Source organism: Kitasatospora sp. NPDC049258 (assembly GCF_040678895.1).
Taxonomy (GTDB): Bacteria; Actinomycetota; Actinomycetes; order Streptomycetales; family Streptomycetaceae; genus Kitasatospora.
The window spans coordinates 17,943-43,295 of sequence record NZ_JBFAQT010000006.1; the positions used below are offsets into that span (position 1 = coordinate 17,943).

The following is a 25,353-nucleotide window of genomic DNA, read 5'->3' on the forward strand; positions in this document are numbered from 1 at the left end:
CGGATCACTCGGCCCGTCGTCGGCGGCGCAGCGCGGCGACCGCGGTGGCGGCGCCGAGTGCCACCACGATGGCGGCACCGGTCACCGCGGGGGCGATCGAGCCCGCCGAGTGCGGGGCGTCGGCGGCCGGGGCCGCGTCCACCACGGTGGTGCCCGTGCTCGGGGTCGCCGGGTCGGTCGGTGCGGCGGGGGCGGCGGAAGCAGCGCCGGTGGGCGCGTCCGAGGGGGCCGGGGCGCTCTCGGAGGTGGTGGGCCCGGCCGGGGCGGTGCCGCTCGGGGAGGTGCCCGGCTGCGGGGTGGTGGCGGCCGGGGGCGTCCTGGCGCCGCCGCCCCTGCTGCTCCCGTCCGAGCCGCCGCCCGACCCGCCGCCGGCGGGCGGGGTCGACGGGGGCCTGGGCGCGGTGCTCTGGCCGGCGCCGGCGCCGGGCGGCGGGTTGTGGGCGCGGACGGTGTCGGGCGAGAAGGTCGGCCGGCCTTCGGTGCCCTCGATGTTGGTCCCGCCGAAGATCCACAGATCGACGCTGCCGGGCTTGGGCTGGTAGCTCATCGCCCCGAGCTGGCTGTAGGACCAGGTGTTCTGACCCGGGTCGGCGTGCCAGTACGACCAGTACGCCGTGGCCGGCGGGGTCAGCACGCACTTCTCCTGATCGGGCGTCGGGTACTGCTTGCCGCCCTGGAACCCGCTGTAGCCGATCCGGCAGATGAACGCCGGGCCGTCGTGGCCGGTGCCGGCGGTCTTCCAACCGCCCTGGTTGAGCAGGGCGTAGCCGGTGGTGGGCGTGGTGCCGCAGGAGCGCAGCAGCGGGCCGCCCCAGTGGCCGAGGTCCACGGCCAGCACGACGCCGGAGGTGGTGGTGCACTGCTCGATCGGCAGCGGGGCGGCCGCTGCCGGGGCGGCGCCCGCCGCGGCCCCGCCGAGGGCGAGTGCCAGGGCGGCGGTGGCGCGGGCGAGGGCGCGCCGGGCGCGGCGGATCACCGGTGCCGCCCGGTGGCGGCCGCCGTACGCCGGCGGGTGGCGACCAGGACCCCGCCGCCCGCCGCGGTGAGCAGCAGGGCCGGGATCACCAGGCCGAGCACGTCGGTGCCGGTCCAGGCGAGGCTGGAGTCCTCGGCGTCGGCCGAGTCGCCGGTGCCGCTCAAGGTCCGGGTGTCGGAGGGCACGGGCGCCGTGGTCGTGGCCGGGCCCCGGCCGGTGGCACCGGAGCTGCTCGGCGCGGGCGAGGCGGAGCCGCTGCCGCTCGGGGACGCCGAGGCGGACGGCGACGGCGACCCGGAGGCGGACGCGGACGGCGAGGCCGAGGCGGACGGCGATCCGGTCGGGGTCGGCGTGGTGGTGCCGAGGTCCCGGTGCAGCGTGCCGAAGGAGATGCCGGTGACACCGCCGAGCGCCTGGGTGGAGGCCCGGACGTCGGAGCCCTGCTGCCCGGCGGAGGCGACGTTGAACCCGCCGTCGGCGTTCTGCCGGCCGGCCAGGAACTCGATCGCCTTGGCGATCTGCCCGGCGTACGTGCCCTGGCGCAGCGTCATGCCCTGGACGGCGAGGGCGGCCGAGTTGGTGGAGTCGCCGGCCGCGCCGGGGAAGCCGCCGTCGGCCTGCTGCTGGGTGGCCAGCCAGGCGAGGCCCCGGTCGACGGCCTTGGCCGCCTCGTCGCCGGGGACGAGCGCCAGGGCCATCACGGCCATCGCGGTGCTGTCCACGTCGGAGTCCCCGGTGGCCGGGATGAGGCTGGGCCAGGAGCCGTTGGCGGCCTGCAGGCTCTTCAGGTAGGCGATCGGCGCGGCGGCGTGCTCGGCGTCCCCGGCGCGCAGCTGGGCCAGCACGCCCAGGGACTGCGAGAACACCGAGGTGGCCCAGGTGTAGTTGCCCGCCTCCGCGCAGCCGGTGTCGGCGTCGACGTGGGCGCAGACCGCCTGGGCGAGCGCGGCGATCAGGTCGTGGCCGCCGAAGGCGCGCGGGTCGCGGCCGACCACCTCGGCGAGCAGTGCCTCCTTGCCGATCGAGCCGCCACCGGCGTACTCGGTGCCGACACCCGTCCAGTCGTTGACGGTCCGGTCGTTGGCGTCCTTGCCCTGCTGGTCGAGGAAGTCGACGATCTTGCGCAGGGCGGCGTCGTCGGTGCCGGTGGCGGCGAGCGCGTAGGCGCCGTCGATGGTGAGGCCGAAGTCGCCGAAGGTCGGGAAGGCCTCGTAGTAGTGACCGTCGATCAGGTGGGCCGGGTCGGTCAGGTAGGAGCTGCCCTTGACCAGGTCGGGCGTGCGGCTGGGCTGCGGGGTCGGGGTGGTGGTGCCGCCGAGGTCGTGCCGGACGCTCACCGGGTCGGTGCCGGTGAGGGCCAGGATCGCCTGCTCGGTGGCGGCCGGGTCCGAGTCGGTGGTCCACTCGTCCGGGCCGAAACCGCCGTCCTGGTGCTGCCGGGCGGCGAGCCAACTCTTCGCGGCGGCCTGCTCGGTGGCGTGGCCGGTGGCCCGCAGCCCCTGGGCCGCGCCGGCGGTGCTGGAGGTGTCGCCGCCGGAGGCGCCGACGTACGGGAGGTAGGAGCCGTCGGCCTGGTGGCCCGCGGCGAGCCGGTCGGCGGCCTGCCGCACCAGTCGGTCGTGGCCGCCCGCCCTGCCCAGCGCCAGCACGGCGAGCGCGGTGTTGGCGGGGTCGGACTCGCAGTTCCCGCCCTCGACGATCATCGCCCCGGCGATCCCGCCGTCGGCGCAGCGGAGCGCGTCGAAGCGGCTCAGGGTGGCGGCGGGCGGGGCGACCTCGCCGCGCAGCAGGGCGATGACGCCGAGCGCCTGGACCCAGGGGGACGCGGCGCCGAGGAAGTCGCCCGCAGCGGTGCACTTCCCGTCCTCGCCGGCCGCGGCGCAGACGTGGTCGGTCAGCGCGGCGAGCAGGTCGTGGCCGCCGAACGCGCGGGGGTTGCCGCCGGTGCTCTCGGCGACGAGGGCCAGCAGGGCGGCGGCGCGGGAGTCGGGCCTGCCGTGCGGGCCGTCGGGGAGCAGGAAGGCGTCGGCGTGCGCCTGGAGGAACGCGACCACCTTGCGCAGGGCCGGGTCCTGGCTGCCGGCGGCGGCGAGGGCGATGGCGGTGAGGGAGGTCCTGGGGAGGTCGGGGCCCTCGAAGGCCCAGTTCTCCATGTGGTCGCCGTCGACGAGTTGGCCGGCGAGCCAGGCCGCCGCGGCGGCGGCGGGGTCACCGGTGGCGGGCGGCGGACCGGTCGGGCTCGGGGAGGCCGACGCGGATGCCGATGCGGACGCGGACGCGGACGCGGAAGGGCTGGCGGTGTTCTTCGCCCGGACCGAACCCGGGGTGAACGAGGGCGCCCCGCCGGTGCCGCCGATGTCGGTCCCGCCGTACACCCAGGCCTCCACCTCGCCCGGCTTCGGCTTCTGGGTGCCGGCGCCGAACTGGCTGTAGGACCAGGTGTCCCGGCCGGGCTCGGCGATCCAGTACGACCAGTAGGCGGCGGCCTGCGGGGTGTTGACGCAGGGCTCCTCGGCCGGGGTCGGGTACTGGGTGCCGCTGCCGAAGGTGCCGCTGCCGAGCCGGCAGATGAAGGCGGGGCCGTCGTGCTCGGTGCCGGCGGTGGTGAACCCGGCGTTGTGCAGCAGGTTCATACCGGTGGTGGGGTGGGCGTCGCAGCCCCGCACGACGCTGCCGCCCCAGTGGCCGAAGTCGACGGCGACCACGGCCCCGGTGGTGGCCGTGCACTCCTCGATCGGGTCCGCGGCCGCCCTGCTGGGGTGGCCGAGCAGCACGGTGGTGCCCGCGGAGACCGCGATGGCGCTGGCGAGCAGCAGGGAGGCGAGACCGCGGCCCCGGCTGCCCTGACTCGTACGAATGCTGCTGACCCTCACCGGCGACTCCCAGGTCGGTCGAGGCGGGGTACGACGGCGCAGCCGACCGGGCCCAGGTGAAGGGGTCCGGTCCGGACCGCGTCGTAGTCCGCGACGACGCACGTGTTGCTGACTTGCCCCTCGGCGCAGGCATTCCGGCTCACCCGCCGCGAAGGGCGGGTCTACGGTTGCGGGTCAGCGCCGGACTTCGACCGGCTTCCCCTGACTGCCGAGGATGAAAACCGGTTCATCAGACCATGGCGCCGAGCGGGGAGTCAACGAGGCGTCATGTCGCCTTCGACACCTCGTGAGCGGGCCTGACGTGCGATAGCGTCCCGGGTGGCCGAGTGGGGGAACCTGGTGCGAATCCAGGGCTGACGCGCAGCGGTGTGGGGCGGTTCGACGCTCCGAGCCCGAATGCCCGCCCGGCGCGCACCACGAGCGAAAGCCGGCCCACGCGATCCGGGCGGCGGCCGCCCCGCCGGCACGCGGTCCTCCGCGGGCCGCCGCCCGGGTCCGGTCGGCGCCCGCCACCCAAGGAGCCCGACCGTGCCCTTCCGTCTCTCCTCCGCCACCGTCGTCGCGCTGGCGAGCGGCGCCCTGCTGCTGTCCGCCGTGCCGGCCCGGGCCACCGCGTCCCCCGCCCAGATGTCCACCTCCAAGAGCACCGGCGTGACCTATCTGAAGTCGCTGCAGGCCGCCGACGGCAGCTACGTCACCGGGGGCGGCCTGTCCAACGAGTGGGCGTTCGGCGCGCTGGCGGCCGCCGGCACCGCCGCGGTCGACGTCACCCCCGGCGGCGACACCAGCAAGAACGCCCGCACCGTCTACCGCGACCAGCTGGCCGCCACCGGCTGGCCGAGCGCCTCGCCCGTGGTCACCGACTACGAGCGCGCCACCCTCAACGCGTACGCCGCCGGCATCGACCCGGCCCGGGTCCAGGTCGCAGGTCCGGCGGCAGCCGGGCCTCGGCCGCGCGTGGTCGGGCACCGGTCCCCGGACCCGGCGCGCGCGGTCCGCCTCCGCGCCCGCACGCACGGCGGCGTGGACGGCGCGGGCGACCCGGGCGCCCCACCGCGAGCGCGGTCCGCCGAACGGCTCCACGCCCGACCCCGGCCGCGGCTGGCGCACCGCCACGCAGACCGCCTCCGACGGCGTCCCGGAGCGGTCGTACCCGGCGTCCAGCAGCGCCTGCACCTTTGCCTCGGTGGCGGTGGCGGTGGCGAGCAGGTTCACCAGACCTGCGTCGGACACCGCAGCGGGTACGACGACCAGGATGTTGACGGTGCCCGGCACGAAGACGGCGCGCTCCGGCACCTCATGTCCGTCACCGCCGCCCCGACCGGCCGCCCTCGCCACGGCCCTGCTCGCCGACCGCCACCTCCACCGCCGCCTCCACCGCCGCCGAGCGGCCGCCGCCGGCTGACCCCGCCCGCCGGAAGGGTCCCGGTCGCCGACTCATGGCGCCGGGTCGGCGCCCTCGACGACCTGCCAGCCGCCGGCCAGGCTGCCCGGCAGCAGGTGGTGAACACCCGCCCCGCGAAGGGTCACCAGCGCCGTGAGACCGGTGTCGAGCGCCTCGACCGACCGCCCGTAGACGATGGCGCGGGTCAACTCCAGGTCGATCGTTCCCGGCACCTCGCCCCGGATACGCCCGAAGCGGGCACCCAGGCGGACCGGCCCGTCGAGGCAGCGGACGACGACCTCGGCCTCGGCCCGGTCGACGGTCTCGAGCCGGTCGATCTGCAGCGCCGCGCCGACGCGACGGGGGCTCCCCTTCATACGTGGCTCCTCGATGGGTCCATGGGACGGCGGACGGCTGGGGAACGGCGGGGCAGCGATCATCGGCGGGGCCACCGCACTCCCCTTGCCGCGATCATTGCCGCTGTGAGTGTCCGCGCCAAGTCGCGGGACCGCGTGAGCAACCCGCTCCCGCGGACGGCCGCACCCGGGGGCTACCCCTACCCGGAGCTGGGGGCCAGCAGGATCGCCCTCGTCGCTCGGCGCCGGAGATGCTGGGCCCGGCGGACACCGGTGGTGTCCCAACGACCCGGTAGGAGTTGGCTCGTGCGTGAGCAGGCATGGCAGAGGTTCCGTTCCTCCCGGCAGCGGCGGGGTGGTCGGCGCGGGGCGCTGCCGGCCGCGGCCGCGCTGGCCGCGGCCGTCGTGACGGCGGGTGTGCTGGCGGCGCCCGCGGCATCCGCCGCCACCCGGCCGGACACCGTCCAGCAGGGCCTGGACGCGCTGGTGCGCACCGACGGCCTGCCCGCCGCGCTGGCGAGCGTCAAGGACCGGTCCGGCCGCACCCGTACGTACACCGCGGGGGTCGGCGACCTGGCCACCGGTACGACCGTGCCGGTCGACGGCCAGGTGCGGATCGGCAGCAACACCAAGACGTTCACCGCGGTGGTCGTGCTGCAACTGGTCGGTGCGGGGAGGATCTGCCTCGACGCCCCCGTCGACACCTACCTGCCCGGCCTGGTCCGCGGGGACGGGATCGACGGGCGCCGCATCACCGTCCGTCAACTCCTCCAGCAGACCAGCGGACTCCCCAACTACACCGACCACCTCTCCGACGAGATCCGGTACTACGAGCCCCACGAACTGCTCGGCCTCGCGCTCCAGCACCCGGCGGACTTCGCCCCGGGGGCGAAGTGGGCGTACAGCAACACCAACTACGTGCTGGCCGGCCTGATCGTCGAGAAGGTCACCGGCCGGCCGCTGGGCGAGGAGGTCGACCGGCGCATCGTCAAGCGCATCGGGCTGCGCCACACCTACTTCCCCGCCCCCGGCGAGGTGGCCATCCGGGAACCCCACCCCAAGGGCTACTACCAGGAATCACCCGGCGCGCCGCTGCGCGACGGCACCGAACTGGACCCCTCCTGGGCCTGGGCGGCGGGGCAGGTGGTCTCCACCAACTCCGACCTCAACCGGTTCTTCACCGCGCTCCTGGCCGGCGACCTCCTCCCGCCGGCCCAGCTCGCCGAGATGCGCACCACCGTGCCCGCCGGCCTCCCCTTCCCTCCCGGTACCCGCTACGGGCTGGGGCTGGTCAGCCGGCCGCTGTCCTGCGGCGGGGTCTACTGGGGTCACGGCGGCAGCATCACCGGGTACGAGACCCGGGGCGGCGTCACCGAGGGCGGCCGCGCCGCCGACATCGCGGTGACCACCCAGCCGTCCGACGCGGCGGCCGTCCAGCACATCGAGCGTCTCGTGGACACGGCCCTGTGCCGCTGAGCCGCGGCTGCCGGCAACCGCCGGTGCCCCGGCCCGCGTTCGCGCGGGGCCGGGGCAGCGGTGTCCGCACGGGGTGTCAGGGCGCCGTGATGCCCGGCTGGGTGCCGGCGCCGAAGGCCCAGCCCTCGACGTCGCCGGGGGCGGGGTTGTAGCTGCCCGCGCCGAGGCCGCTGTACGACCAGGCGCCGCCGTGCTGGGCGTGCCAGTAGGACCAGTAGGCGCTGCCGGTGGGGTTGGTGCAGGTGGTCGGCAGCGAGTTGATCTTGCACACGAAGCCGGGGAAGCGCGGGTGGAAGGCCCACGAGAAGCCGGCGCCGGTGAGCGCGGCGAGGCCGGTGGCCGGGTCGCCGGGGGCGCAGCCGGTCTGGATGCCACCGCCGACGGCGGTGAAGTCGACCACCACGGTGACGCCGGTGGTGCCGGTGCAGGCCGCGGCCTGCGCCTGCGGGGCCTGGGCGGCGCAGACGCCGAGCAGGCCGGCGGTCAGCGCCGCGGCGGCGGCGATCGAACCGAGCGTGCGGCGGGCCGGGCGGGCCGGGGTGCGGGTGTCGTTCATGCGGAAGCTCCTTGCAGGGTCAGGACGTTCAGCGGGTGGTCGCCGGGCAGGCGAGCACGGGCGCGGCGGGGCGGGCGCCGTGCGCGGTGAGGGTGGCCAGCGGGGTGCCGGCCAGGCCGAGGACGGCCTGTGCGGTGGCCCGGGCGCCGTTGCCGGCGTTGAAGCCGTTGGCGTCGTAGGCGACCGCGCCGCGGACGGCCGGGTCGGCGGCGCAGCCCTGCTGGAGCTTGACCAGGCTGCTCCAGCCCTTGAGGCCGGCGCCGAGGCGGCCGGTGGACAGCAGCGCCTCGGTGGCCAGGCCGGTGGTGTTGGCGTTGGAGGTGGTGGCGCCCGCGGCCGCGAAGCCGCCGTCGGCGTTCTGGTGGGCGGTCAGCCGGCCGAGGCCGGCGGCGGCCTCGGCCGGGCGGCCGGCGGCGGCGAGGGCCTGGACCGCGAGCGCGGTGGCGTCCGGGTCGCCGGTGCAGGTGGCCTGGCCGAAGGAGATCGGGAAGCCGCCGTCCGCGCACTGGGCGGAGGCCAGGAAGTCGACCGCGGCGGCCGGGGCGCCGGCGTGGGTGCGCTGCAGCGCGATCAGGGCCAGGGACTGGCCGAAGACGTTGCTGTAGTCGCCCCACTGGGAGCGGTCCGAGAACCGGCCGTTCGGGGTCTGCAGCGAGCGGAGCCGGGCGGGGAGGTCGACACCGCCGAAGGCGGCCGGGTTCTCGCCGCGGACCTCGACCGCGAGCAGCAGCTTGGCGGTGGCGCCGGCGTACGCCTCGGTGGTGCCGTCGCCGAGGTAGCCGGTGATGATCTCCGGCTTCGCCAGCCAGGTGGTGGCCTTCGCGGCGGCCCGGTCGGAGCTGTGGGAGGCGGCGAAGGCCAGCACGGCGTCGACGGTCAGACCCTGGTCGGGGTAGTGGGCGCCGTCGAGGACGGCCTCGAAGTGGTCACCGTCGACCAGTTGGCGGGCCAGCCAGCCGGCCGCGGCGGCGTCGGGGCGGACGGTGGCGGCCGAGGTGGGGGCGGCCTGGGCGGCCGTGGCGGCCGGGAGCACGGTCGCGAGGGCGAGCGCGGGTGTCGCGAGCAGGCCGAGGGAGCGGCGGAGCGCGGGCATGGAAGGCCTTTCCGGGCCTGGACGCAGGGGCCCGGAGGACGGCGGTGCGCGACCGGACAGCCCTCGGAGCTCCGGCCCGCAGACCACGACGGGAGGAGTGGACACACCTCCGCCGCCGGGTGTTCGGGCTCGCCGCCGACAGCCGTCGGCGGCCTACCGTTGCGGGTCAGCGCCGGATTCGAACCGGACTTCCCCCGACCGCGGAGTCACAACATGACGGCCCATCATGGCGACGGGCGAAAGACCCGGTCAATGGCGCGTACGTCACATCGCAGCGGGCCTGATCGGTCGTCGGCGACCGACCCGGGCGCCACGGCGGCCGGTCACCGCGGCTGCCGCGGGACGGGGCAGGGCACGGTGGACGCAGTCCCGCCGTTCGCAGATCCGGTCCGGCCGCCGGCCTCGTACGCCGGCCGGGCCCAGCGGCCGGTGCCGGCACCCTCGGAGCGGATCGGACCCTTCGAGGGTCAGGTGACGGGGCCCGGGGGAAGCTGGACCGTCATGATCAGGTGGCAGGCCTCGGTGCCCGCGCCGCGGTAGGTGTGGACGGTGTCGCCGTCGAAGGTGGCCGTCCGGCCGGCCTCCACGGTGTACTCGGTGCCGTCGACGACCAGGGTCATCCGGCCAGCGGTGACACTGACGGTCTCCACGACCCCGGGCCGGTGGGGATGGCTGGGGTACTCCTCGCCCGGCTCCAGCCGCCAGCGCCACAGCTCGACCGGCGCCGGGCCCGCGGTGGTCAGCATCAGCCGGGCCGCACCGCCCCGCGGCCCCCGCCACAACGGCTCCACCTCCTCGGCGGCCACGACCCGGACCCGACCCTCGGGCGGCCCCTGCATCAGGGCGGACACCGAGATGCCGAGGGTGTCGGCCAGCCGGACCAGGGTGGCCAGGTTGGGGTTGCCCTGGGCCTTCTCCAGCCCCACCAGCGCACCCTTGCTGACCTGGGCCCGCCGGCCGAGCTCCTCCAGGGTCAGGCCCGCCCGGGTACGGGCCGCCCGGACGTTGTGCGCGACCGTCCGCAGGGCTGCCGCCGTCTCGGTCACCTGATCACCATCCTCACTGCTGGACCACTTCAATGTACCGCGCGGTCGTTCGGTTGGGCCTTTCGGTCGATCTGATGTACCGTGTGGTCGTTCCATTGAATCGTAAGGGGTCCGCCGTGATCGCTCTGCTGCTGGCCCTGGGCAGCTCGCTCGCCTACGGGTGCGCCGACTTCCTCGGCGGCCTCGGCTCCCGCAAGGCCCATGTGCTGCGCACCGTCCTGATCGCGGCCCCGGCCAGCCTCGCGGTCGAGCTGCTGCTCTGGCCGTTCCTCGGCGCCACGTTCGAGGCCGGCGCGATCGGCTGGGGCGCTGCCTCGGGCGTGGCCTCGGCCGTCGCGTTCGCCCTGCTCTACCGCACCCTGGCGATCGGCCCGATGAACGTGCTGTCGCCGGTGACCGCCCTGGTGTCCGCGGCGCTGCCCGTCGCGGTGGGGCTGCTGCAGGGCGAGCACCTGGGTACCGCCGGCCTGGTCGGCCTGCCGCTCGCCCTGCTGGCGGTGGTGCTGATCAGCGCCGGACCGGGCACCGGCTCGGCCCGGCCCTCGCGCACCGCGCTGCTGCTGGCCTTCGGCGCCGGCGCCGCCATCGCGCTCCAGTTGGTCTTCCTGCACCAGGCACCGCGAGGCAGCGGCGTGGCCCCGCTGATCGTCGGCCGGGCGGTCTCCTCGGCCGTCGTACTGGCCGCGGCAGGGCTGCTGCGCCGCAGGCTGGGCACCGAGCGGCCCGCGTACGCGATGTCGGCCGGCGCGGGCGCCCTGGACTCGGTGGCGAACCTGCTGTTCCTGCTCGCCGCCCGCAGCGGCGACCTCACCGTCGTCGCCGTGATCACCGCCCTCTACCCCGCCGGCACCGTCCTGCTCGCCCGCACCGTCCTCGGCGAACGCCTCCACCCGAGCCAACTCCTCGGCCTGGGCACCGCCGCCGTCGCCGTCAGCCTCCTCGCGCTCGGCTGAGCCGGGCTTCGCAGCGGCCGGGGCCGCGCGGCATCGGTAGCGTCGTGGCGCTCATGCGAGCCCGCTGTCCGCGGGTCGTTCACGGCGGGTGGGACGGCCCCAGAGCCTGCGGACACCGGCGAGCAGGACGACGACGGCCAGCAGCTCGATCACCGAGAATGCGAGCGCCCCGCTCGTGGCCTGGTTGAGCTCCGCACCGGGGCCCGAGTGGATGACCAGGGCAAAGTCCCACAGGCCGTGGACGACCATGCCGGCCACGAGGGTGCCGGTCGTGCGACGGCACAGGTAGAAGATCGTGCCGATGCCCATGGTCCCGAAGACCTGCCGGATCGTGGTGGCGGCATCCTGGCCGTTGACGGCGTTGACCCCGTGCATCAGGCCGAGGAGGACGGTGCTGGCGAGCCACGCCCACACCTCTCGGAACCGGGACCGGAAACGGTCAGGAGAACTCCGCGGGTCATCAACTCCTCGCTGTAGCCCACGAAGGCGAAGGCGACGATCAGACAGGTGAGCCGGCCGCCCCCGAAGTCTCCGGGGTGGCCGGTCAGCACGGTGATGATCAGAGCGACGACCGCGACGACCGGTAGGACCACGGTCCACCGGCCAGGGTCTTCGGTTCGGACATGACGGGCCGCCACCAGCCGAGCGCGGTCACCGCCACGGTGAGCAGGACCGAGACGATACCGATCGGCAGCAGTACGGCCTTGAGGACGTTGTCCGCGCTGGCGGTCACCTCGGTGCACTTCACACCGGGCGCGATCAGCCTCGCCAGCCCGACCACCAGGAGCAGGTAGCCGACAAAGATCCCCAGGGCCGGGGCGGGGCCCACGCGCACGCGGGAAGGCGCGGACACCAGAAGAGCTGACACTCGGACTCCTCCAGGGAACGACGGAGCGAGGAGTCGGGCCTCCACTGCGTCGGCGGACGCCCAGTATGGCCCCGAACCTCACCCACCGCAGAAGCTGTGCCGCGGCTACCCCGCGTACCAGACCTGGTCGGACTCGGTGCCGACCGGGGGGATGAACGAGATGACGGATCCGGCAGAGTTGGACTCCGGCGCGATCACGTAGGACGGGGAGACCACGGGGTGGAGCCGAGCCCCCGCGTCGACGAGGAACCGAAGATTGATGTCGTTCTCGCCGGAGCAGACCCAGACACCCACTCCCTTGTCGTGGGAGCCGCGGGAGTCCAGACAGTACCGGGAGTCGGCACGGTTGTGCAGTTGGCCACCCTGGTCCAGCATCCACTGCTGGGTCGGCGCCGCAGTACTGCACGGCATCGTGATCACATCGGTGTCGTTGCGCATCCGACCGCCGTAGACGTCCAGGCACAGACCGGTCTCACCGTTCACCAGCCTGGCCCACACACCGACCTGGATCGGACCTGGCGGCGCCGGGGTCGGGGGCGGCGTCGGTGGTCCCTGTGACGGAGTCCTGGACGGCGTCGTCGTCGGGGTCGAGGACGGAACCGGGGCGGGCTTGGGGGAATCGCTCGACGGGGTGGGGGAGGCGAACGAGGACGGGAACGTCACGGGGCCCGCGGTGGCCGAAATCGTGCCGCGGTCACCGAACGGTGGCAGGGGCTCGACCGTGGCGGTGTCCGGGACGGCGCCGCCGCCGCGCAGGAAGAAGGAGAAGCCGACCCCGACCGCCGCGCCGACCAGCACCACGACGACGAAGCCCGCCCGGACCGCGCCCGGGGACGGCGCCGGCCCGGCGAGCCCCGCGGGTCCGACTCCGGCCCCCTCGGCCATCTCGGCCGTCTGCGCCGCCCCGGGCTCGGCCGGCGCTTCGACGTAGGTGTCGCCGCCCCAGGCGAGAAGGTGCCCGGCCAGCGCCCGGCGGGGATGCTCGTCGAACTCGACCAGGGTTCGCAGCACGGCGGTGCACGCGGCGCACCCGCTCATATGAGCCTTGAGGCCGCTGTTCTCCCGCACCTCCGCGCGGCCGACAGCGACCTCGAGAATCCGGCCGAACGGACGACACCCTGCGTTCCGCTTCAGATGACGGCTCAGCAGCGCCCCACGGAGGGCGTCCTGGGCCCGGGCCGTGAGGCGTGCCACGTCGGCGGGGCGCCGGTCCGCGTGCAGCGCCACCACCTCGGCGGGGTCCTGCTCGACCACCGCGTGCCAGAGCAGGCACTGCTCGGCCGCCCGAAGCGCCTCGAACGCCTCGACGGCTCGTCGGCGGTCGGCGTCCGGAGCTGCCCCCCGAGCGCGGTCGAGGAAGGCCGTGCAACGCTCGGCGAGCAGGTCGCGGCGGCTCCCGGCGGCCCAGCCACCGGCGGCCCGGTCCACCTGGGTCAGCAGACCGTATCGCCAGGAGCGGTTCGGCGGGTCGGCCCGGAGCGTCTCCTTCAGCTCCTCCACGAAGGCCTGACCGGCAAGCTGCGCCGCCGCCTCCTCGCCCCGGGCGTACCGGCGGGCGTGGTCCAGCGTCCGAGGTAGGTGCCGGCGCCGAAGCTCCTCGCTCGCCTCCCGGGCCACGGGCGCTCCGGCCCGGATCTGCTCGGCGAGTTCGGCGTCGGGCAGCTCGGCGCAGACAGGCTGCTGGCGCGCTTGGGTCACAGATGATCACCTGAACGGTCGTCGGTGCGGGGAGGCCGGTGGCGGCCCACCCTCGTGGGGTCGGTGACAGGGCGGATGCGGGCGGTGCGGAGCTGCCCGCGACGTTCTCGCGCAGCAGCTCAGCCGCAGGTGACGCCGGCGGTCTTCCAGGTGGTGGCGTCGACCATGGCGGTGGGGGCGAAGGCCTCGGCGGGGAAGTCCTTGGACTTCTTGAGCTTGTCGTACATGGTCTGGACGGCCAGCGCCCCGACGTCCCTGCCGTTGATGAACAGGGCGGCCTTCATACCGGTGGGCTTGTCGCCACTCCAGTCCTTGCACGCGAGGTAGGCGCCGAGGCCGACGCCGATCACGTCGTCGGCCTTGAAGCCGGCGTTCTGCAGTGCGGTGACGCCACCCTGCACGTTCTCGTCGTTGCAGCCGAGGACGACCCAGTGCTTGACGGCGCGGTTGGCGGTGACGGCGGCGGCGACCTTGTCCTGCGCCCCGGTGGGGGTGTTGTCGGTGGCGACGTCGATCCGCTGGATGCTCGCGCCGGCGGTGTCGATGAACGCCTCCTTGGCGGCGTTCACCCGGTCCGCGCACACCGTCACGTCGTACTTCCAGGCGGAGATGACCCGGGTGTCCGCCTGGTTCCAGCCGGTCTTCTTGTACTCCTCGCCCGCGCGCTTGCCGACCTCGCCGCCCATCTGGGCGCCGGAGAAGCCGATCCGCGGCACCAGGTCGCTCTTGGGGCAGGCGGACGGCTCGGGGCCGGTGACGCAGATCTGGTCGTCGGAGGTGAGCAGGGCGACCTTGGCGTCCCTGGCGGTCTGCACCACCTGCGGGCCGACCGCCGGGTCCGGGACCACGATGATCAGGCCGTTGCTCTTCTGCGCGATCGCCGACTGCACCTCGCTGACCGTCTTGTTGGCGTCGTTGCCGAGGTTCACCACCTTGAGGTCGATCCCGAGCTCCGCGGCCTTGGCCCTCGCGCCCTCGGCCTCGCCGATGAAGTACTCCTGGTCGCCCTGCTTCTGCAGGTAGGTGATCGAGATCTTCCCGCTCACCGGGGCGACCGAGGCATCGGCGGTGGAGGCTTCCCGGCCGGTGGAGCAGCCGGTGGCCAGGCCGAGGACGAGCAGCACGCCCACGGCGGCGGTCTGGTGACGGTAGGTACGGAACACGATGGCGCTCCTTGGTGCGCTCGCCGCGGCTCGGCGGTGGCACGGTGTCGGGGTGGGGTGTCCGTTCGGTGTCGCACCTGCGACAGCACTTCGAGAGATCGCGCAGGACCAAACATGGTCGAACATGATTCAACGCATGACACTCTCGTCACACGGTCGGCGTCAAGCGGATCGGCGACCCGATATCCCCTTGTGATGTTCGCCCCTCGGGCAGCCGGGCCGGCGGACGCCCGGGCTCCATCCTCGGGGTTCCCGCCTCGTCCGCGCGCCCGCACGAATACCTGTCCAGGTACCTGCATCGCAGCTCCGCCCGACGCGTTCGGCCTGCACCCGGACCTGCTCCGGTACGTCCGGGCAGCGCCATTCGAATAACGGTCTGGCAACGCTGCGAGACGGGGGGCGCAGTGGGTTCTCCACCTGGGGCGTAGTTCGAAACCAGCTCAGCCCGACAGAGGACTCGCATGCCCCGCCGTTCGTCCCCCCACGTCACCGGTTCTGCGCCCCGGAGCGGCCGACCGGCCGGGCTGTCCGTATCCGCGGTCGCGAGCGCCGCCACCGACCCGACCGCCGGGCCCCCGGTCCCGCCGCCCGGTGCCGCCGCGAAAGGCCCGGCGGAAGGAAATCTCCCTGCGGAGACCTCAAGACTGATCGGCAGGCGGCGTGAGCTCGCCCAAGGACGTAAACTGCTCAGCCAGGCAAGACTGTTGACCGTCACCGGTCCGGGCGGGATCGGCAAGACCCGACTCGCACTGCGCCTCGCCCAGACCGTGCGGCGCTCCTATCCAGCCGGCGCCTGGCTGATCGACCTGACAGCGGCCACCACCGCGGGGGATGTCGCCCTGGCGGTGCTGACCGCCCTCGGCCTGCGTCCCGGCCCGGGCGTCTCACCGGTCGGAGGCCTGACCGAACATCTGCGCAGTCAGCGGGCGCTGATCGTGCTGGACACCTGCGAACACGTGCTCCAGCCGGCCGCTCTGCTCATCAGGACCCTCCTGGAGGCGGCCCCCTCCCTCCAGGTGGTCGCCACCAGCCGCCAGGCGTTGGGAGTGGATGGTGAGCACCTCCTCCTGGTACCCCCGCTCCCCGCGCCGCTGCCGGACTCCTCCACCAGCGGGGGTGGAGTGCGCAACGACGCGCTGGAGTTGTTCACCGATCGCGCCGTCTCCGTCCTCGGGGCGTTCCGGCCTTCCACCGACGCCGCCCTGGCCGCCGCCACCATCTGCCACCGCCTGGAGGGCATTCCGCTGGCGATCGAACTGGCGGCCTCCCGCCTACGGGTGCTGACCTGCGAACAGATTCTGGACCGCCTCGACGAGCACCGCCTCGCGTTCCTGACGGGCGGGGGTCGCACCTCGCCGCCCCACCGCCGGAGCCTGCAGGCCGGCATCGACTGGAGCTACGAGCTCTGCAGCGATCGGGAGCAGGAGCTGTGGGCGCGACTGTCGGTCTTCCGGACCGCCTTCGGCCTGGCCGCCGTCGAGGCGGTGTGCACCGATGAGACCCTGCCACGGGCCGCGGCGCTCGACCTGGTCGCGACGCTGGTAGACAAGTCCGTGCTGAGCCGCGAGGATCACGACGGCCAGGTGACCTACCGGATGCTGGGCACGGTGCGCCGGTACGGCGAGCGGCACCTGCAGGAGCGGGGCAGCCGCCCGGACTTCCGCCGCCGCCACCTGGACCACCACCGTGCCCGCCTCCGGCAGGCGGAGGCGGAGTGGTTCACGGCGCGCCAGACCGGGTGGGTCGCCCGGCTGCAACGTGAGGCCCCCGAGATCGGGGCCGTGCTGAGATTCTGCTCCGAGGAGCCCGGCGCGGCCGACCTCGGGATGGAGGTCGTCGGCTCCGCGTGGAGGTACCTGCTGGGCACCGGCGGCCCTCTCGACGAGCGGGACCGGCTCGCCCTGGTGCTCGACGCCGGGACGGATCCGACTCCGGCGAGAGCAAGGGCACTCCGGGTGGACGGCCTGCTGGCGCTCTTCGCCGGCGACATCGCCGGCGGCGAGCTTCGGGCGGCCGAGTGCCAGGAGCTCGCACTGGCGATGGACCGCTCTGCGGGCCGGGCCGAGGCCGCTCAACTGGCCGGCCTGGCCGCGGTCCTGCGGCGGGAGCCGGCCAAGGCGCTCGCCCCGCTGGAGGGAGCTCTCGCGCGCTACCGTGCCCTCGGCGACAGCGGCGAGACCTGGGCCACCCTGCACCTTCTCAGCCTGGCGGCCTCCCTCTGCGGGGACGATCGGGCCGAGGAGATGTGCCGGGAAGCCCTGGCACTGTGTGACGCCCACGGCGTGGAGTTGCTGCGTCCGCACGCTCTCTGGGCCGTCGCCCTGCAGCGCTGGCTGGAGCCGGACATCCGCCGCGCCGTCGAGGTGCTGCGCGAGTGCGTCCGGGCCGGCCGGTCCAGCGGCAATCGGTTGCTGGCCGAGCAGGCCCTGGACCTGCTGGCCCGAGCAGACCTGCTCACCGGCAGCCCCACCGAGGAGGCAGCACGGCTCGGGGCCGTGCGGGAGCTCTGGCTGCAGGCCGCAGTACCGCTTGCCGCCGTCGACCCGAGCACCGTTCCGGTCGGCGGTGACTCGGATCTCCGGCGGGCCTCCTCCGAGCACCACCTCCTCGGCTCCCCCGCCGGAGCCGCCACCGAGCCGGCGGACCACTCTCCTCGCCGGATCCTGACCGGTCGTGAGTACGAGGTCGCCCTGTTGCTGCGGCAGGGGCTGTCCGATCGGCAGATCGCGGCCCGGTTGGTGATATCGCTGCGGACCGCGCAGGGCCATGTGCACCGTATCCTGCGCAAATCGGGGTTCACGTCCCGCACCCAGGTGGCGACCTGGGTTCAGGCCCGGGGGGCCGGCTGAGGACGTGGGGGACGGACCATCAGGACTCCCAGCCGGTACGCCACCCATCGGCTGGACAGGCGGCTTTCGGGCGAAACGCAGCCGCCGCCGGTGCGGTGACCCTGCTGGGCCTCATGAGGATTCTGCCTGCCCATGGATCCGACGCCTGGTGCCCGTACAACGCGGTCGTCACGTAGATGTGGCGGTCGCCGAAGGCGATGCCGGTCGGATGCGACGCGGGCAGGTCAACTCTCGTGCGCAGCCGTCCCGCTGGGGTGTAGCAGTGGATACGGCCACTTCCCTGGAGCCCCACCCAGACGCAGTCCTGATCGTCCACCGCCAGTCCGCTCGGTGAGCCGTCGCGGTGCGTCAGGCGGATGAACTCGCCGGCACCGGTGATCTCCCCGCTCGCCGGATCGACCTCATAGGCGGACACCGCTCGCCTCGAACTGTCCGCGAGGTAGAGGGTCGATCCCCCGAGACTGAAAGCGGGGCCGCCGTCAACACTCAGACCACGGAGGACCTTGTGGACACTACCGTCACGGTCGACGCGATAGAGCGAGCCGGCGCCGGGGCGGCCGCCGGCAGCCGTGCTGGTGACCCAGAAACGCCCTTCCCTGTCACAGGCCGCGCCATTCATCCAGACCCTGGGGCGCGTGTGCTGGTCGGGGCGGGCCAGCCACTGTTGCGCTCCGCCTGGGCCGATACGGGCAATGCCCCGATCGGCCGCCACGATCCACTCGCCGGGGCTGTCCACCACCGGAGCCACGGCACTGAGCAACACCGGGAGACTGAGATCGCACTGCGGGGCGGCGCCGGGCCGAAACGAGTTCAGGGATCCTTTCGGAGCATCGACGTAGTGGAGGCGATCCTGATGCCAGAGTGCAAATCCGTTCAGATGGAAACGGCCTGAAATGCACGACACCCAGGCATGATTCGGCACTTTACCTCCTCCGAGGTGAGCTGGTTCTCCGAGATCCATGAACGGGATCGGAAGGTCGTACGAGGTCGCCGGCGGGTCCTACTCATGGCCGGTCGGCGGGACGAATGCGGCGATCGCCGCCGCCCGGAGTCGACCGTTGACCTCTTTCATCTCCTCGAAGCAGGACTGGCACTCCGCGCAGTCCTGGAGGTGGCGGGCCAGCTTCCCGCCGCGTCGCTTGTCGGGACGGCGGACGAGCGCGCCGATCTGCGCGGCGTACGCCGCGCACTCCAGGGATCCGGCCCGCCGGACGTGTGCCGCGAGGTACGCCTCGCGCAAGCCTTCGCGGGCTCGGGACACCAGTGAGGAGACGCCACTCGCGGTGAGGCCGAGGATGGGCGCGACCGCCTCCGGCGTCTGCTGTTCGACGACGACGTGCCACAGGGCGGTGCGCCACCGCTCCGGCAGCACGAGGTAGGCGTCTGCGACGAGGTCCCGCTCGGCGGCGGCCATCAGGAGTTCGTCCGGCGAGAGGGCCTGGTCCTGTCGGTCGACCCAGGCTCCGAAGTCCGACGTGAGCTGGGTGCGCCGGTCGGCCAGCGCCCACGCCCTGGCCGTGTTGCGGATCACCGTCAGCAGGTACTGCCGCCAGCTCTGGCTGGGCCCGTCGCCGGTCCGGACCGCGGCCAGGGTGAGGGCGAAGGCCTCGCTGGCGAGGTCCTCGGCGCTCTCTCTCGTGCGCGTGAGCGTGCGCGCGTACGCGACCGCGGCAGGATGGTGGCGCTCGTAGAGCTGGGTGACCACGCTCTCGTCACCCGCCCGCACCCGCTCGGTCAGCCACTCGTCGCTCTCGGCGACCTGCTCACCGGGGTAACCGCCGCCCACGGGCGACGACAGGGCCGGGTCGCCCTCGACGGCCCGACCCCTCTCGGGGGGCAATGCGGGGTGGCGGGGCATGAGGAGTCCTTGGGGGGAGGTGACGAGCAGGGACAGGGGTGATTCACCGACGGAGGCGGCCACCTGCGGATCGGGGCTGGTGTCGCTTGACAGCCCGGCCTGCGACCGGCAACGCAACACGGAGGGCGGCACCGTGGCGTTGCGGGCGGCGGGCACGGTCCACCGGGCCCGGCGAATCGGCCGGCGCCGGTCACGACGCGCGGGCGGGCCGACGCGGCGCGGACATTCCGCCGGCCCGAGGGCGGGGGAGGCCCGCTGGTACCGATCAGCGGGTGCCGGCGGCCTCGCAGCGATCCGCCCGGTCGGGCAGCTCGACGAGTCGGCAGCCGTATGCCCTCAGGGTTGAGACCACCTCGGCCGCCTCGCGGTCGTCCAGGGCGAAGATGAACGGCCCTGGCACCAGGACGGTCCCGACCGTCCCGGCAGCCACCAGCCGCAGCAGAGCCTCCCGGCGGGGCAGGCCGTCGGCCGCACGCCGACCGTTGTCGAAATACACGAGCGGGTTCGGCAGATGCTCGGCTTCGGCAAGCGCCTGCAGGGCCAGGAAATGGCACGCCATCTCCGTCTGGTCGAACGGGTAGCAGCGCAGGTAGATCGCGGCCAGCGGGCCCGAGGGGAAGAGCGGGTACGTACCGGAATCATCAAGGTCGAGCATGGTTCTTCCTGATGTCGTCGGAAGTCGCCACGACCTGGCGCCGTGGGATGACCAGGGCAACTGGACGACCGCCAGGTGACCGATCCGGGCAACTACTCAGGTCCGAGGAAGGCGGCCACGACCGCCGCATCGGGCCGGGCAGCCCTCGTTAAGGGAATCCGCTCTGCGCGGTGACCGACCCGGCCCGGCCGGGGGCGCGGCAACGGCGGGTGCGGCGCGGGCGGCGGGCCGGACCGCATTGTCCCGGGGAAGAGGGCGAGGTGCTGGCTGCCGGTTTCCACATGACCTCCAGGGAATCGGCTGTACTGCGTGGAACCGTTGCGAGATCACTGACACCCGGTCCGGCATGGCGCAACCCATCCTCACGCCTCGCCACCCCTCCACACACCCGTAGAAATACGTGTCGAGGTACCTGCGTCCTGCCGTAGCGGTAGAGCTGCCGGACATCGGTGACACATAGTTCTCCGACCAATGCGGAGCTGCGCAGGACCACATTCGCCGGAACTGCCGTCCTTGCGGCTGATCCCACGCTAGGCAATGCCTTCGGGCCGCGGCGGGACCACGAGGGTTGAGAGTGTCGGGCCGCCGTTCCGTTTCGGGGCGTCGCCCGATCGCCATCGGGGGCGGGCAGCCGCCGGGTCACTCCTGGTCGTCGTGGCGCACCGACCAGGCGGCGAGCTGGGTGCGCGAGGTGAAGCCCAGTTTGGTGAGGATGCGCTGGACGTGGCCCTCCGCCGTGCGCAGTGAGATGACCAGTTCGGCGGCGATCTCCTTGTTGGTCAGGCCCTGGCCGACGGCGGCGGCCACCTGCCGTTCGCGCGGGGTCAGCGGGCTCTGCTCGGCCTCCGCCTCGTCCGTCGGCTCGGTGGCATCGGCGGCGCCCAGCGCGAAGTCCAGGGCCGCCTCGGTGCTCAGCTCGAACCCGCGGTCATAGCCCGCCCGGTAGGCGGCGTCTCCGAGGGCCTGGCGGCACTGCTCCTCGAACGTGTCGCCCTGGTAGATGACGGCGGTGGCCTCCACCCCGACCCGGAAGCGGTACCGGTGGTAGATCCCGATCAGCACCGCCCCGCGAGCGGGGTCGCCCACCCTGACGGTGGCCCTCGCCAGCAGGACCAAGGCCGAGCTGATCCCCGCCACTTCGTGGAAGGCGCGCTTCAGGGTGAGGATCTCGCGTACCCGGGCCGTCGGCACGCCACCCGTATGCAGGCGCAGCCGGGCGTCGGCGAGCAGGGCCCAGGAGCGGTAGGACTGCTCGCCCGACCGCTCGCACAGGTCCATCAGCTCCTTGCTGAAGCGCAGTCCGCCCTCGTTGTCGCCCTGGATGTCGCAGGTGAGGGCGAGGACGACCAGGGCGAGGCAGCGCTCGTTGCTTGCCGCGTACTCGGGGACGGCGAGGGCCTGCTCCGCGAGCCGAACGGCGGCCGGCATGTTCGCCGTGGCGTAGGCCGCCAGCGCCATCGCGGTGGTGGCCATCCCTTCGAGTACCCGGTCGCCGGCTTCCTCGGCGAGGTCGCGGCACTCGTCGAGCGCGGGCCCGACCACTGCGTGATCGGCCTGGACCGCGGCGAGCAGGCCCTGGGTGTAGAGCGTCCTGGCTCGGGTGAGCGGATGGTGGTCGGCGGATTCGAGTGCGAGGGTCCGGGATGCCCAGAGCCGGCCCTCCGTCATGTGGCCGGCGAGCCAGTGGTTCAGCAGTGCGGCCGTCATGGTCTGCGCCGCGTCGACGTCGTCGGCCGCGATGTGCGCGGCGAGCGCGGCCCTCAGGTCGGCGTGCTCGGCATGGGTGTGTTCGATCCAGGTGAGCTGGTCGGGGCCGAACCAGGCGTCGTCCATCCGCCGCGCGAGGGCCAGGAAGTGCTCCCGGTGGCGGCGGACCACGGTGTCGCGCTCACCTGCGGCGGCCAGCTTGTCACGGCCGAACTTCGCCAGGGTCTCCAGCAACCGGTAGCGCACCTGGCCACCGTGCTGGGTCGCGGTGAAGACGGACTTGTCCACCAGCGCGGCCGCCGCCGGCAGGATGTCCTCGGCCGCGAGGACCTCTCCGGCGCAGACCGCCTCCAGGTGCTCGAGGGTGAACGAGCCGGCGAACACCGAGGCCCTGGCCCACAGCAGCCGTTCCTGCGCCGAGCAGAGCTCGTAGCTCCAGTCGACGGCCGTAGTCAGCGACCGATGGCGGGGCGGCCCGGCCCGGCTTCCGCGCGAGAGCACACCGCCCCAGTCACCGAGGCGGTCGAGCATCTGGGCGGGGGTGAGGCTGCGCGCGCTGATCGCCGCCAGTTCGATGGCCAGCGGCAGGCCGTCCAGGCGGGCGCACAGGCGGGCGGCGTCACGCCAGTCATCGCCGGCGAGCGCCGCGCCGGTGGCCGCTCGGGCTCGCTCGGCGTACAGCGCCAGTGCCGGGTACTCGGCGACGACGGTCGACGGAAGCGGTGCGGTGTCCGGATCGGGGAACGGCAACGGGGTCACGACCAGGACGTGCTCACCGGCGACCCCGAGGGGCTGGCGGCTGGTCGCCAGGACCTTCACGTCGGGCAGCGAGCGGACCAGGGCAGCGGCCACCGCCGCGACGGCGTCGATCACGTGCTCGCAGTTGTCCAGCAGGATCATGGCGTGGCGCCCGCGCAGCACGTCGATGATGACGTCCATCTGCCCTCGGGTGGCGGGGGACGAGGAGATGCCGAGCGCGTCCGCCACGGTGTAGGGCAGCAAGGTGACGTCCTTCAGCGCGGCGAGGTCGACCAGCCACACGCCGCCGCCGAAGGCCCGGCGGACGTCGGCGGCGAGCCTCAGGGCCAGCCTGGTCTTGCCGACACCGCCCGGTCCGGTCAGCGTGAGCACCCTGGTGGCGGTCAGCAGTTTCCGCGCCTCGGCCAGCTCGCGCCGGCGGCCCACCAGGCTGGTGGTCTCGGCCGGGAGCGAGCCGCTCTCCAGGCGGTCACCTACCGTGGTCATGGCATCACCACCCGGCCTCGTCGTGCCGATCCGACTCCCCGGGGCGAGCGCCGACGGTGCCGGGCCACCCCGGGCTCCGGTTCCCCATGCTACTGGCGACGCGGCCGGGACGGCCGAGGTCAGGGCACGGAGCGTCCGCCCGCAGGGTTCAGGTATCCGAACAGGTAGTTGCCACCTCCCGTCGCCGCGTCCCCGCCAGCAGCCTTGAGAGGTACCGCAACACGCCGTACGACCGGAGGAGCCAGAACTTCGATGGACAGCATCGCCCCGCATCCGCCGTCGACCCGACCGCCCGCTGCCCATGGCGCTTGGCCGCTGCCCGCCGACGCCCTGGCGGCCCGGTGCAGCCGGCGCATCGTCCAGGAGCAGCTCGTCCGCTGGAATCTGCCCGATCAGCTGGACGCGGCGGAGCTCCTGGTCAGTGAGCTGGTCGGGAACGCCCTGCGGCACGCCGACGGGGCGCGGGTGCTGCGGTTGGTCCACCTGGGTGGGGCGCTCCGCTGCGAGGTCGAGGACTCCTCCCCCGTTCGTCCCCGCCCCCGCGAGAGCGCGAGCACGGACGAGGACGGGCGCGGTCTGGCCCTCCTCACCCGGCTCGCCACCCGGTGGGGCAGCTTCCGGTCGCCGGTCGGCAAGGCGGTCTGGTTCGAGATCGACACCGCCGCTTCCGGCTGCTGACCGGCCGGGATCACGGCCCCGGCTCGTACCTGCCCGGCCGGCGTCCGGGCCGTTCGAGCACCCGGCAGTGGGCGGACAGCTCCGCCCTCCGGCGCCGGGCCACCTCGTCGGACAGGCCGAACACCCACGGGCCGGGGATCAGGACGATCCCGTACCGGCCCGCGCGCACGGCACCGAGCAGCCGCTCGTAGGCCGGCAGCCGGCCGCGCCAGGTGAGGCCCTCGTCCAGGTAGAGGGAGGGCCGGGGCAGCCCCAGGCCATGGGCGTAGGCGCGAAGGGCGACACCGTGCCGTAAGGCGGCATCCGGGTCCGCCGGGTGGAAGCGCAGATAGCCCGCGGCGTCCGGGGCCACTCTGCGCCGGAGCTGGCACGGAATCAGCACGTCACTCCCTTCGCCGGGCAACGGCCCGTCGAGGGCCGGGTGCCCCGGACGCAGCAGGCTACGGCGGCGGCACGGAAGGTCACCGCATGACGCCGATCGGCTCGAATTTCTGCGCGGGGAAGATCCGCTGGACATCGGCGGCGGACAGGCCGAACTGGGACTGGGCGACCGAGCCGAACAGGTTGAACATGTTGTTGAACTCCGGCACGTCGCCGTTGTCCAGGGTGTCCAGGCCGCCCCAGGCACCGAGGATGGGGCCGGCCACCTTGCGGCCGGTGAGAATCGTGGCCACCCCGCCGTGGCCGTGGTCGGTTCCGCTGGTGTTCTGGGCAACCCGGCGGCCGAACTCCGAGACCACCATGACGGTCACGTCCTTGCGCAGCTCCCCCAGATCGTCGAAGAACGCGCGCAACGCCTTCGCCAGTTCGTTCAGCTTTCCGTACAGGTGCCCGTCGTTGGTGCCCTGCTCCTGGTGGGTGTCGTAGCCGCCCATCCCGATGGATGCCACGCGGACGTTGGCTCCCCCCTTGATCAGGTGAGCGATCTCCTTGAACGCATCGCCGACATCTCCTTCGTACTGCACGCCCGCGGCAGGGGTGTACCCGGTTCTCGCGAGGTCCGAGGCCGTCGCCAGCGCACCGAGTCCGGCCTTGACGATGTCCTCCAGCGGATGGTCGATGCCGGTGAACAGGGTGCGGACGGCCGTGACGGTCGGCTCCTTGAACTTCTGCTCGCCGTTGATGCCGAGCGAGGCGATGCTGTTCAGGACGATGGCGCCTTCCGTGCCGACCAGGGACCGGGCGAGGGTGCTGCCGATCCCGACCGCCCGGAACGGCGTCCCGGGACCCAGCAGTCCGACCAGTGAGTCGAGCCAGCCGCGGCCGGCCGACTGGTTGGGGAGGCCGCCGAGCTCGCAGGCGTCGGCGGCCTGGAAGTGGCTACGGGAGATGCGGGGGTCGGACACCCCGGCCACGAACGCCAGCTCACCCAGATCGAGGTACTTCTTGAGCGGCTCGAAGGCCTTGTTCAGCGCGAAGCCCCGGCCGACCGGTATCGAGCCGTTCTCCGGAAGGAGGAGCGCCGGCCGGCTCTTCCGCAGGATCGGGTCGTTCGCCGGGGCGAGCAGGCTCAGGCCGTCCATCCCGCCGTAGAGGAAGACCTGGACGAGCGTCCCGTTGTCGGCGAGCGTGCCGAAGGACAGCCGGCCGGAGACCAGCGTGCTGGTGGCCAGCGCTGTGGCGGTGAGCGCGCTGCCCGCCAGGAAGCGGCGGCGCGTGGTCGCGCGTCGTTCCTGTTGCGCCTCCTCCAGACGTTCGAGCCGCTCGATCCGGGCCCGCTCCGCCTCGTCCTCCGCCCGGACCGCCGCGGCCTCGGCGCGCAGCACGGCCTCGGCGCGGTTGGGGCCGAGTGCGGCCGGTTCCGGGCATTCGGGGTGCCGCAGGGCACGCCCCGGTTCGTCCTGCGAACGGTGACCTCCCAGGGGGGCGGCGCCGCGCGGGGGGTGGTGGGGGTTCTTGCGGTGCTGTGCCACGTCTAC

General features: G+C 73.7%; 20 protein-coding genes, 1 pseudogene and 3 riboswitches. Of the genes and pseudogenes, 4 read left to right on the top strand and 17 right to left on the bottom strand.

Features of this window, described 5'->3' with window-relative positions; genetic code table 11:
• Window positions 1–4: 4 nt before the first annotated feature.
• The 4 genes and pseudogenes from AB0K43_RS07425 to AB0K43_RS07440 form a co-directional block, all read right to left on the bottom strand.
• A complete protein-coding gene (locus AB0K43_RS07425) occupies window positions 5–976 on the bottom strand; it encodes a hypothetical protein (protein ID WP_363636783.1) in 972 nt (323 codons plus the stop codon).
• Window positions 973–3,849 (bottom strand): prenyltransferase/squalene oxidase repeat-containing protein, encoded by a 2,877-nt coding sequence (locus AB0K43_RS07430; RefSeq protein ID WP_363636785.1) that lies wholly within the window; start codon window positions 3,847–3,849, stop codon window positions 973–975. Before AB0K43_RS07430 ends, AB0K43_RS07425 begins: the two co-directional genes overlap by 4 nt.
• 106 nt (window positions 3,850–3,955) lie before the next feature.
• Window positions 3,956–4,088: riboswitch (cobalamin riboswitch) on the bottom strand.
• A gap of 60 nt (window positions 4,089–4,148) precedes the next feature.
• Window positions 4,149–4,272: riboswitch (cobalamin riboswitch) on the top strand.
• A gap of 579 nt (window positions 4,273–4,851) precedes the next feature.
• A pseudogene (locus AB0K43_RS07435) lies at window positions 4,852–5,121 on the bottom strand (adenosylcobinamide amidohydrolase); the annotation flags it as partial.
• Window positions 5,122–5,286: 165 nt separating this feature from the next.
• Window positions 5,287–5,610 carry a hypothetical protein gene (locus AB0K43_RS07440; RefSeq protein WP_363636787.1) on the bottom strand — a complete coding sequence of 108 codons (324 nt, stop codon included), beginning with the start codon at window positions 5,608–5,610 and terminating at the stop codon, window positions 5,287–5,289.
• Between the two features lie 351 nt (window positions 5,611–5,961).
• Here AB0K43_RS07440 and AB0K43_RS07445 point away from each other — a divergent pair, with 351 nt between their 5' ends.
• Window positions 5,962–7,065, top strand: coding sequence for a serine hydrolase domain-containing protein (locus AB0K43_RS07445; protein ID WP_363637146.1), 1,104 nt, complete (start codon window positions 5,962–5,964; stop codon window positions 7,063–7,065).
• A gap of 76 nt (window positions 7,066–7,141) precedes the next feature.
• Here the strand turns inward: AB0K43_RS07445 and AB0K43_RS07450 are convergent, their stop codons facing one another.
• From AB0K43_RS07450 to AB0K43_RS07460, 3 genes are all read right to left on the bottom strand, one after another.
• Window positions 7,142–7,621 (bottom strand): flagellar hook-length control protein FliK, encoded by a 480-nt coding sequence (locus tag AB0K43_RS07450; protein ID WP_363636789.1) that lies wholly within the window; start codon window positions 7,619–7,621, stop codon window positions 7,142–7,144.
• 28 nt (window positions 7,622–7,649) lie between these two features.
• Window positions 7,650–8,714 (bottom strand): peptidase, encoded by a 1,065-nt coding sequence (locus tag AB0K43_RS07455; RefSeq protein ID WP_363636791.1) that lies wholly within the window; start codon window positions 8,712–8,714, stop codon window positions 7,650–7,652.
• Between the two features lie 96 nt (window positions 8,715–8,810).
• Window positions 8,811–8,950: riboswitch (cobalamin riboswitch) on the bottom strand.
• A 231-nt stretch (window positions 8,951–9,181) separates the two neighbouring features.
• Window positions 9,182–9,760 (bottom strand): XRE family transcriptional regulator, encoded by a 579-nt coding sequence (locus tag AB0K43_RS07460; protein ID WP_363636792.1) that lies wholly within the window; start codon window positions 9,758–9,760, stop codon window positions 9,182–9,184.
• A gap of 116 nt (window positions 9,761–9,876) precedes the next feature.
• On the opposite strand from AB0K43_RS07460, the gene AB0K43_RS07465 reads away from it, so the two are divergent.
• Complete coding sequence (locus AB0K43_RS07465; RefSeq protein WP_363636793.1) at window positions 9,877–10,713, top strand: DMT family transporter; 837 nt, start codon at window positions 9,877–9,879, stop codon at window positions 10,711–10,713.
• A 51-nt stretch (window positions 10,714–10,764) separates the two neighbouring features.
• Here AB0K43_RS07465 and AB0K43_RS07470 read toward each other — a convergent pair whose 3' ends face one another.
• The 4 genes from AB0K43_RS07470 to AB0K43_RS07485 form a co-directional block, all read right to left on the bottom strand.
• The gene (locus AB0K43_RS07470) at window positions 10,765–11,313 is read right to left on the bottom strand and encodes a CPBP family intramembrane glutamic endopeptidase (protein WP_363636794.1); all 549 of its coding nucleotides are present in this window, start codon (window positions 11,311–11,313) and stop codon (window positions 10,765–10,767) included.
• The gene (locus tag AB0K43_RS07475; RefSeq protein ID WP_363636796.1) at window positions 11,273–11,581 is read right to left on the bottom strand and encodes a hypothetical protein; all 309 of its coding nucleotides are present in this window, start codon (window positions 11,579–11,581) and stop codon (window positions 11,273–11,275) included. Before AB0K43_RS07475 ends, AB0K43_RS07470 begins: the two co-directional genes overlap by 41 nt.
• 105 nt (window positions 11,582–11,686) lie before the next feature.
• Window positions 11,687–13,279, bottom strand: a complete 1,593-nt coding sequence (locus AB0K43_RS07480; protein WP_363636798.1) for an RICIN domain-containing protein — start codon at window positions 13,277–13,279, stop codon at window positions 11,687–11,689.
• A gap of 119 nt (window positions 13,280–13,398) precedes the next feature.
• On the bottom strand, window positions 13,399–14,442 hold the full coding sequence (locus AB0K43_RS07485; protein WP_363636800.1) for a substrate-binding domain-containing protein: 1,044 nt from the start codon (window positions 14,440–14,442) through the stop codon (window positions 13,399–13,401).
• Window positions 14,443–14,903: 461 nt separating this feature from the next.
• Here AB0K43_RS07485 and AB0K43_RS07490 point away from each other — a divergent pair, with 461 nt between their 5' ends.
• Window positions 14,904–17,291: a LuxR C-terminal-related transcriptional regulator gene (locus tag AB0K43_RS07490; RefSeq protein ID WP_363636801.1), complete on the top strand. Its 2,388-nt coding sequence runs from the start codon at window positions 14,904–14,906 to the stop codon at window positions 17,289–17,291.
• 19 nt (window positions 17,292–17,310) lie between these two features.
• On the opposite strand, the gene AB0K43_RS07495 is transcribed toward AB0K43_RS07490, so the two are convergent.
• The 4 genes from AB0K43_RS07495 to AB0K43_RS07510 form a co-directional block, all read right to left on the bottom strand.
• Complete coding sequence (locus tag AB0K43_RS07495; RefSeq protein ID WP_363636803.1) at window positions 17,311–18,213, bottom strand: SMP-30/gluconolactonase/LRE family protein; 903 nt, start codon at window positions 18,211–18,213, stop codon at window positions 17,311–17,313.
• A 78-nt stretch (window positions 18,214–18,291) separates the two neighbouring features.
• Window positions 18,292–19,149 carry a sigma-70 family RNA polymerase sigma factor gene (locus AB0K43_RS07500; protein ID WP_363636806.1) on the bottom strand — a complete coding sequence of 286 codons (858 nt, stop codon included), beginning with the start codon at window positions 19,147–19,149 and terminating at the stop codon, window positions 18,292–18,294.
• Between the two features lie 265 nt (window positions 19,150–19,414).
• Window positions 19,415–19,804, bottom strand: coding sequence for a hypothetical protein (locus AB0K43_RS07505; RefSeq protein ID WP_363636808.1), 390 nt, complete (start codon window positions 19,802–19,804; stop codon window positions 19,415–19,417).
• Between the two features lie 639 nt (window positions 19,805–20,443).
• Complete coding sequence (locus AB0K43_RS07510; protein ID WP_363636810.1) at window positions 20,444–22,756, bottom strand: LuxR C-terminal-related transcriptional regulator; 2,313 nt, start codon at window positions 22,754–22,756, stop codon at window positions 20,444–20,446.
• A 252-nt stretch (window positions 22,757–23,008) separates the two neighbouring features.
• Between AB0K43_RS07510 and AB0K43_RS07515 the strand changes: the two genes are divergently transcribed.
• Window positions 23,009–23,434, top strand: coding sequence for an ATP-binding protein (locus tag AB0K43_RS07515; RefSeq protein ID WP_363636812.1), 426 nt, complete (start codon window positions 23,009–23,011; stop codon window positions 23,432–23,434).
• Window positions 23,435–23,444: 10 nt separating this feature from the next.
• Here the strand turns inward: AB0K43_RS07515 and AB0K43_RS07520 are convergent, their stop codons facing one another.
• Window positions 23,445–23,816 (bottom strand): hypothetical protein, encoded by a 372-nt coding sequence (locus AB0K43_RS07520; protein ID WP_363636814.1) that lies wholly within the window; start codon window positions 23,814–23,816, stop codon window positions 23,445–23,447.
• 79 nt (window positions 23,817–23,895) lie between these two features.
• On the bottom strand, window positions 23,896–25,347 hold the full coding sequence (locus AB0K43_RS07525; RefSeq protein WP_363636816.1) for a DUF1501 domain-containing protein: 1,452 nt from the start codon (window positions 25,345–25,347) through the stop codon (window positions 23,896–23,898).
• Window positions 25,348–25,353 lie beyond the last annotated feature (6 nt).